This window comes from Eubacterium multiforme (genome assembly GCF_030813415.1).
GTDB lineage: Bacteria > Bacillota > Clostridia > Clostridiales > Clostridiaceae > Clostridium > Clostridium multiforme.
This window is the reverse complement of the sequence record NZ_JAUSUF010000027.1, coordinates 1-8622: the sequence shown is the minus strand read 5'-3', so window position 1 is coordinate 8622 and position 8622 is coordinate 1. Positions and strand designations below refer to the sequence as shown.

The 8622-nt window shown below is 26.7% G+C and carries 9 protein-coding genes; 1 reads left to right on the top strand and 8 read right to left on the bottom strand.

All coding sequences use genetic code 11. From position 1 onward, the window contains the following. Positions 1 to 434: 434 nt before the first annotated feature. The 8 genes from J2S18_RS16280 to J2S18_RS16245 form a co-directional block, all read right to left on the bottom strand. On the bottom strand, positions 435 to 1778 hold the full coding sequence (locus tag J2S18_RS16280) for a PTS galactitol transporter subunit IIC (RefSeq protein WP_307488416.1): 1344 nt from the start codon (positions 1776 to 1778) through the stop codon (positions 435 to 437). Positions 1779 to 1826: 48 nt separating this feature from the next. Continuing rightward, a complete protein-coding gene (locus tag J2S18_RS16275) occupies positions 1827 to 2111 on the bottom strand; it encodes a PTS sugar transporter subunit IIB (protein ID WP_307488414.1) in 285 nt (94 codons plus the stop codon). Next, positions 2111 to 2551: a PTS sugar transporter subunit IIA gene (locus J2S18_RS16270; protein WP_307488413.1), complete on the bottom strand. Its 441-nt coding sequence runs from the start codon at positions 2549 to 2551 to the stop codon at positions 2111 to 2113. The genes J2S18_RS16275 and J2S18_RS16270 overlap by 1 nt, the downstream gene beginning before the upstream one ends. Positions 2552 to 2582: 31 nt before the next feature. After that, positions 2583 to 4517, bottom strand: coding sequence for a BglG family transcription antiterminator (locus J2S18_RS16265; RefSeq protein WP_307488411.1), 1935 nt, complete (start codon positions 4515 to 4517; stop codon positions 2583 to 2585). Positions 4518 to 4700: 183 nt separating this feature from the next. Beyond that, entirely contained in the window at positions 4701 to 5447 is a 747-nt protein-coding gene (locus tag J2S18_RS16260; protein ID WP_307488409.1) for an ABC transporter permease, read from the bottom strand. Continuing rightward, on the bottom strand, positions 5444 to 6100 hold the full coding sequence (locus tag J2S18_RS16255) for an ABC transporter ATP-binding protein (RefSeq protein ID WP_307488407.1): 657 nt from the start codon (positions 6098 to 6100) through the stop codon (positions 5444 to 5446). The genes J2S18_RS16260 and J2S18_RS16255 overlap by 4 nt, the downstream gene beginning before the upstream one ends. A gap of 115 nt (positions 6101 to 6215) precedes the next feature. Next, positions 6216 to 7007, bottom strand: coding sequence for an alpha/beta hydrolase (locus J2S18_RS16250; protein ID WP_307488406.1), 792 nt, complete (start codon positions 7005 to 7007; stop codon positions 6216 to 6218). Positions 7008 to 7176: 169 nt separating this feature from the next. Further along, the gene (locus J2S18_RS16245; RefSeq protein ID WP_307488404.1) at positions 7177 to 7356 is read right to left on the bottom strand and encodes a hypothetical protein; all 180 of its coding nucleotides are present in this window, start codon (positions 7354 to 7356) and stop codon (positions 7177 to 7179) included. Between the two features lie 414 nt (positions 7357 to 7770). On the opposite strand from J2S18_RS16245, the gene J2S18_RS16240 reads away from it, so the two are divergent. Further along, positions 7771 to 8622 (top strand): arginine deiminase (locus J2S18_RS16240; protein WP_307488403.1); only part of this gene is annotated, 852 nt, incomplete at its 3' end.

The following is an 8622-nucleotide window of genomic DNA, read 5'->3' as shown; positions in this document are numbered from 1 at the left end:
AAAAAGAATTGCTGGTTCTAAATGTATTCTATATATTCTGTTCAATTTTCAAAGACCATTTTATCTCGTCGCCCCTAAGCGACTTGTTTATCTTATCACCTAAAAGCTTCATTGTCAACAACTTTTTTCAAATTTATTTTTTAAATTTAATCTAGTTGTTTCCATCTCCTAAAAGACCATGTCTTGCAGTCAACGTTTGTTATTATATACTTTTTTCCGACATATAAACTTCACAATAATTTTATTTAATTAAATTATTCTTTATATAATCTGTTTTTCTACATATTCCTCATTATTACTTATATTGATATGCTAGGATGAGTTTCACCTAAATTCCTTTAGAATACCATTAATTAACCTTATTTTTAGTAAAAGAAAAAGAGCATCTTCCCTAACAAGACACCCTCTTTTCATTAATAGCATTATTTATTTTATTAGTCTTCTATAGCATTATCACTTGCAACAATTTTCTTTCTATTCCATAACATTAATAATACTGTAAATATACTTAATATACCTACTCCAACATATTTAAATTCCGCAAGCTTAACTAATAACCAAGGTAGCGGACTTGAACCATAGTCTATACTTGATATAAGTTCTGCTCCATTTGGTATTGTAAAGTTTGCTGCAGCTGCTGCTTTAGTAAATAGTGGTGCTAAATTAGTTCCTATTAATAATCCTATACTTACAATTATTATTCCTATTATGAATGTTCTAAAGAAATCTCCTCTAGCAATTGGAACAATAAGAACAAACATAAATGGTAATCCTGCTAAACTAGCAAATGGTAAGAACTGATTTCCTGGTATTATAAGTGCTAATATTAAAGTTACTGGTATTAAAACTAATGAAACAGCTAGCGTTACTGGATTACCAACACCTACTGCTGAATCTAATCCTATGTAAAGTTTTCCTCTTCCTTGGAATTTTCTTTGAATTAACTCTTGAACAGCTTCTGAAACAACCATTAATCCTTCCATTAATATAGCTGCCATCTTAGGAGTTAAAACTAATACGGCTCCCATTATAACTGCTAAATTTAATATTCCTTTAATATCATATTTAGCAAGTAATCCTAATATAATTCCAATTGAAGTACCTAATATAGCTGGATCTCCAAATAATCCAAACTTCTTTTGTATGTCATTTGCATCTAATTTTATCTTGTTTATTCCTGGAATTCTATCTAAAACCCAATTAATTGCATAAGCAAAAGGTACATAAGAACCTGAGAATCCATGTGGTATTGATATCCCTGGAAGTCCTAAGAACTTTTCAACAAGGGGTGCTGTTCTATCTCCTATTATCATTATTATTATCATATTTATAGCAGATAATAATAAACTTATAAATAAATCATTTGTTAGCATATAAACTAATGAACCTGTAAATGCAAAGTGCCAAAAGTTCCATATATCTACATTTACTGTTCTAGTTGTTCTAGTTAATAACATTATTATGTTAACTACTAAACATAATGGAATTATTAAAATCCCTACAGTAGATCCAAAAGCAATTGCTGATGCAGCTGGCCAACCTACATCTAATACATTTAAGTGTAACCCAAAGTTTTCAACCATCTTTTCAGCTGCTGGACCTAAATTATCTGTTAATAAAGTTATAATTGTACTAAGCCCTATAAAACCTATTCCAACTAAAAGTCCTGATCGTATAGCTTTCCCAAACTTCACCTTTAAGCATAAAGCAAATACAGTAAAGATAATAGGCATCATAACTGCAGGCCCTAAGCTAACTAAATATTCTAAAGCTGCCATTTAATATTTCCTCCCATCACATTCCTCTTTAATTTATAAAATATATTTTTATAATCCAAGTTTTGAAACTATGTCATTCATTACAGAATCAATTCCCATTCCTGCAATAAATGGTATTCCTGATATTACTGGAATATTAAATTCTTGTGATACTGATGCTGTTGTAACAACTAAATCATGACCATCAGCCTTCATTGGTAATTCAGCTACAGTGCATTGAGTGAATTGAACCTTATCTAATAATCCTCTTGCTTCTAATTGACTTTTTATTTTTTGCATTGCTATTGTTGATGTTGCTATACCTGCTCCACATGCTACTATTATTTTTTTCATTATAATTCCTCCTCTAAAACCTTTATAATATCTTCATTTTTATATTTTTGTAATTTATTCATTATTTCATTATTAGTAACTATACTCATAAGTTTTTGTAATAATGGTACTTGTTTATTTTTATCTGTTACAAGTAAAACAAATGCCATTTCAGCATTAACCTTGCCTTCTCCACCCATACCATTAAAAATCATAGGTTTATCAAATCTAACAAATACTATACTTGGTTTATTTACATGTATACTATCTGTATGTGGAATTGCTATACCTAAATTCTCTACTTGTAAACCTGTTGGAAATTCCTCTTCCCTCTTTTTGATAGCATTTTTAAAACTTTCCTTTACATATCCTTTTTCATAAAGTATATCTGAAATCTTATCAAAGAAATCATTGTAATCCTTTGCAGAAAAGTCTAAAAAAACTAACTCCTTTTCAATCATAAATTTTTTCCTCCTAACATTCTAGCTCAACCTAATTTATATTATGTAACTCATCCAAAGATTTACTTTGTATAATCTTAATTACTTTTTCTTTGCTATCAAGATTTTTATAAATATCTAAAAATAATTTTTCATTTCTACTAACTTCATTATTTTTTATGCAAAGCATAACTATTAATTGAACTTTTCCACACTTCCATTTAATAGGCTCTTTCAAAATTCCTATGGCTACTCCTTCTTTATATACCTTACCTTTTATTCCATGAGGTATTGCAACTAAATTACCTATTTCAGTTGTACCCATATTTTCTCTTTCTATATATGAATCTTTCATTTCTTTATCAATATATCCAAGTTCTAAAAGCTTTGAAGATAAAAAATTTATAGCTTCTATATTATTTTTAAATTCTAGACCTCTAAATACTAATTCCTCACTAAATAATGAACTTTCTTCATTAAAACTATAATTTTTATGTCTTAAAAAACTATTTATTTTATTACAATCTTCATCAAGTAAAATAGGTGATACTTCTATTACATTGGCATCTTTTATTTTTAAAGGTATTGTTGTAATTATAAAATCAAATTTTGATAAGTCTATCAGCTTTAACTTAAAGGCTGGATAAAAACCTACAATTTCTAATACATCACTAAATTTACTTTCAAGCTTGGCTTTAAGTAATATAGATGTTCCTACTCCTGTTGCACATACAACTATTGTTTTATATTTTTTAAATTTCTTTTCTACTTTAAGTCTTTCAATTGCTCCTCCAAAATGAAGGGCAATAAATCCAACTTCATTATCATTTATATCCTTTTTATATAATTCACTTAAAGATTTAGTAAAGTAAGTTGCTATCTCAAAGGCAAAAGGATAATTTACTTTAATATCTTCTAGCATAAAGTTTTTTATATTCATCCCATAATCTATTCTATTAAAGGCACTCCTTAAATGGGTTAATAAACCCTTACATAAAATTTCATCAACATTAAAATCAATTCCAGTATACTTATATATACTTTCATTACATTCTTTAATCCAATCTAAAATTTTGTTATCTTCTTTATGCTTTACAACTTCTTTATCAATATAAATTCTTTTTTGTGCTACAAGGTGTTGGTATAGATATATGATTTCACTTTCTGGGAACTTAACATTAAAGCTATGTTCAACAAGATCCTTTAAATAAATTGCTGCATTATATTCATTTTCTTTAAAATCAATATTACTTACATCAAATCCAACTATCTTATTACTCTTTATTCTATAAATTGTTATTAAAATATGAGTACATAAGTTGTTAAAACCTAAATCTGTAATATCTAAATTAAATTTTTCTAATATTTTTAAAACATTACTTGCAACTAAGGTAAAATAATTATTATCATCTCCAAATAACATTTTTATTTCATTAGAACAATTGTTATTATATTTTTTTACTAGATAATCTGAAATAAAACCTCTTATATTTCTTTCAGCTCCAATTAGTTTTATTCCACTATTACCGCTTCTTGAAATATTTAGTTTATAATTCTTTAAAATCTCCTTAGCTTCTTTTATGTCATTCTTTATTGTAGAAGTACTTACATATAGCTTGTCTGATAATTCTTCAACCTTTATACTTCCCTTTCCATGACAAACACTTAAAAAAGCTAATGTGCTTAGTATACTATTAATTCTTGATTCCTTCTCTTCAATTAAAGTATCTTCTTTACTTACCCTTTCTTTTAATAAACTAATAGATTTCTTATTTTTTGCTTCAAATTTATAGCCTAATCCCCTTAATGATGCAATTGAGCAATTATATTCTATAAGAAATTTATTTAATATAGGTATTTCCTTTTGAAGGGTCTTTTTTGATACTCCTATTAATTTTGATAGGTTATCTCCATTAATATATTCATTTTTATTTATTAATACTTTTAATATTTTCTCTTGCCTATTATTTAAAGAATTGTAAATCATCTTATCACCACCTTTATTATAATATGTTAAATAATTATATAATAGATAAATATATACTCTTATTAAGAGCATATTTATATACTACATTAAATTTAATTAATAATATTAAAATAATTTATTACATTCTATTACAATTATAAATTTTGAGTATTTATATGTCTATGTTACTTTTTCTATGAATATCTATATATTTAATTGTTTTCTTTCATTAAAGAAATCTTTATAACATAAATAAGTTGCTATAATTGTAGATATAGATGATGCAGACAAAAGCATAAAAGTAACCATTATCTGAAACTTTATTGCCATTAATGGAGCTACTCCTGCTAAAATTAATCCTGTCATCATTCCTGGTAATGATACAATCCCTAATGTTTTTGCTGAATCTATAGTTGGAATAATAGCCACCTTTACGCTATCTCTTAAAATACTTTTAGATGCTTCCTTTACATCTGCCCCTAAAGACAACTTAACTTCTACTTCTTCCCTTTTATTTTTAAAAGAGCTATTAAGATTTCTATAGCTTAATCCAATTGCAATCATAGAATTACTTATTATCATTCCTGCAATTGGTATAACTTCATTTGGATTAAACTTTATAACTCCTGAAATAACTAATACTGATATTGTAACTGATGCTCCAATTAATATTGATACAAAGGAGATAGTAAATATGTTATCTATTCCCTTACCTCTCTTCTTTGTATTTACTGCTGCATTTACAATCATTATTAAAATTAATATTAATGTACATATAGGATTTTTCAATCCAAAAATCACATCTAGAATATATCCAACTATTATTAATTGGATTATTGCCCTTACCATGCTTATAACTATTTCCTTTTCTAACCCTAGTTTTTCTTTATAAGATATAAATATAGGAATTAGAACTAATGTTGATGCTATAACTAAAGATATTGTACTCATCTTAATTCCTCCATTTTTTCAACTTTCCCCTCTGATATTACTATTCTCTTATTAAATATAGATTCACTTTGCTCCATGCTATGGGTAACCCAAACTATTGTTACTCCCTTATCATTTAATTCCTTTATATACGCCTCAACTAATTTACAGTTTTCTTTGTCTAAAGCTGATGTAACTTCATCTAATAGCAAAATATCTGGAGTATATATTAAATTTCTTACAAGCGCTATCCTTTGTTTCTCTCCTCCTGATAGTGACTTTATCTCTTTATCTAAAAAACTTTCATCTAGATTGAATTTTTTAAATAATCTCATTACCTCACTTTTATCTATCTCTTCATTACGTATTTTAAATGGGAATATTATATTCTCAAAAACAGTCTCTCCAAAGAGATAAGGTGTTTGAATACAATAACTAATCTTTCTCCTAAGATCTAAAGGATTATAATCCTTATAATTTTTCTCTCTATAATATATATCTCCACATGATGGAGTTATTAAATCTGAACAAATTTTCAATAAAGTACTCTTTCCACTTCCTGAAGACCCTATTATTGATATACAGTCACCTTCTTTTACATCAATAGAAATTCCTTTTAATATATCTGTATTATCTGCTCTATAATAAATATTTTTTATGCTAAGTATATTCACTTATATCTCTCCTTATATTTTTAAAAAGACAAAATAATAGACCTTAAAATCAGTCTATTATTTTGCCTTTTATCATAACTTTTAAATTCTAATATATAATTTTTTGTTTATAGTTTTAATGGTAATCTCCATTTAAAAATATTTTTATTGCTTTTAAAACTGCAATATCCCAAAACTCCCAATCATGTTTACCTTCCCATTCTTCATAAACAATAGGTATCTCAAGTTCCATCATCTTATTTTTAAATTCTGTATTTTCATTATATAATGAATCTTCTGTTCCAATATATTGTATAATCTTAGGACTTTTATTCTTATGCATAAGATTTTTCCTTGCAAGTTTTAATAAATCATGCTTTTCATCTAATTTATCAATATCTCCAAAAATATTCCTATATGCAGTTAAAATTTCATCTTTTAAATTTTCTGGTGACCTTTCATATAAACCTTTTAAAGAAGTTACACCAGAAAAACTAGCTATTCCACCAAATCTTTCAGGATAAGTAAAACCTATTTTTAATGCACCATATCCACCCATAGATAGTCCTGCTATAAATGTATCTTCTGGTTTATTAGATAAGGGAAACCATCTTTTCATAATATATGGTAGTTCCTCTGTTATAAAAGTAAAATACTTCTTTCCATGAATAGCATCAGTATAAAAACTATGTTCTGCTGTTGGCATAATAACAGCTAAATTATTATTTTTAGCGTACCTTTCAATTGAAGTAAATCTTGACCAACTACTAGAGTCATCTCCCATTCCATGTAACAAATATAAGGTCTTAAAAGAAGGCTTTTCACTATCTTCTGAATATGAATACTTCTTTTCTTCAGGTAAAATCACAACTACACTAGTGTCATACCCTAAAACACATGAAAAAAAATTACAATTTAATAGTGCCATTTTTCTTTCCTCCCAACATATAATATCTCTTTTCATTTACCCATTAATTAAATTTATATATATTTTATCATTTTTCAAAAGAAAAAGGAGTTACCTCAAAATACATAAATAAAAAAATATACTATTAAAAATATCTTTTCTTTATTTTTTGAGATAACTCCTTATTAAATTATTTTTCTTGCATAAGTTTTTTTAACTTGTTTTGAACTAGCCATAATTTCTTTTGCTTTCTATTATAGGCCACTATTTTACCTTTGTTATTTTTATTTTCGTCAATTAATTTTATATACTCTTTATCTGCAATTCTTAGTGCATCTTCAATTACTAAAAGCTCATCTTTAGAAAACATTCTATCTCCTCCATTTACTTAATAGATTAATTTTCTATGATATTATATCACAATATATTTTTAAATAAATTTATGAACCTAAAAATAAAAGTCTAAAAAAAACTAAAAAAAATGTATTCCTATTTTATACATGAATTATGCATTTTTTTATGCATTTTAATTTAGCATAATAAATCGGTAAATAACTAGTTATTAGTGTAATCAGTATTAATTCCTTACTAAATTCTTGGAATTATCATTATGAATAAAATAAAAAATAGCTATACATTTATTGGAATAAACTTCCTTGTTAACGTTTTATTATGTATCTATAATAGGGACTGTAAACAAGTTAATCCATTGTGATTGACCCCACAGAGATGTTTACACATAAACAAAAGAAAAAAATTGAGAGAAAAAAAGGAGTGACAATAAATGGGAGAAAAAGCTTTAAACGTTACCTCAGAAATAGGTAGATTAAAGACAGTACTATTACATAGACCTGGAGAAGAAGTTGAGAATTTAACTCCAGATTTATTAGACAGATTATTATTTGATGACATTCCATACTTAAAAATTGCAAGAGAAGAACATGATGCATTTGCACAAACTTTAAGAGATGCTGGTGTAGAAGTTCTTTATTTAGAAGTTCTTGCAGCAGAAGCAATTGCAACTGATGAAAAAGTAAAAGCACAATTTATTAGTGAATTTATTGATGAAGCTGGTGTAGAAAGCGAATCTTTAAAAGAAGCTTTAACTAAATACTTCTTAAGTTTCGAAAACAAAGCTATGATTGATAAAATGATGGCTGGTGTTAGAAAAGAAGAACTTAAGGATTACCACAGAGATTCATTATATGATTTAGTAAACAGCACTTATCCATTTGTATGTGATCCAATGCCAAATCTTTATTTTACAAGAGATCCATTTGCAACAATTGGACATGGTATTACTTTAAACCATATGAGAACTGAAACTAGAAATAGAGAAACAATATTTGCTAAATATATTTTTAATCATCATCCAAGATTCAAAGGAAAAGATGTTCCATTCTGGTTTAACAGAGATGAAAGTACTTCAATAGAAGGTGGAGATGAATTAATTCTTTCAAAGGATACTCTAGCAGTTGGTATTTCACAAAGAACTGACTCAGCTTCAGTTGAAAAACTTGCTAAGAGATTATTATTCAACGAAGATGCAACATTTAAAACAGTACTTGCATTCCAAATACCTGTAAGTAGAGCATTTATGCACTTAGATACAGTATTTACTCAAGTTGACTATGAT

Coding starts and splice junctions, on each gene's coding strand:
- J2S18_RS16260 (WP_307488409.1), bottom strand. CDS start 5,447: ATGAGTACAATATCTTTAGTTATAGCATCAACATTAGTTCTAATTCCT.
- J2S18_RS16275 (WP_307488414.1), bottom strand. CDS start 2,111: ATGAAAAAAATAATAGTAGCATGTGGAGCAGGTATAGCAACATCAACA.
- J2S18_RS16245 (WP_307488404.1), bottom strand. CDS start 7,356: ATGTTTTCTAAAGATGAGCTTTTAGTAATTGAAGATGCACTAAGAATT.
- J2S18_RS16280 (WP_307488416.1), bottom strand. CDS start 1,778: ATGGCAGCTTTAGAATATTTAGTTAGCTTAGGGCCTGCAGTTATGATG.
- J2S18_RS16270 (WP_307488413.1), bottom strand. CDS start 2,551: ATGATTGAAAAGGAGTTAGTTTTTTTAGACTTTTCTGCAAAGGATTAC.
- J2S18_RS16265 (WP_307488411.1), bottom strand. CDS start 4,517: ATGATTTACAATTCTTTAAATAATAGGCAAGAGAAAATATTAAAAGTA.
- J2S18_RS16250 (WP_307488406.1), bottom strand. CDS start 7,007: ATGGCACTATTAAATTGTAATTTTTTTTCATGTGTTTTAGGGTATGAC.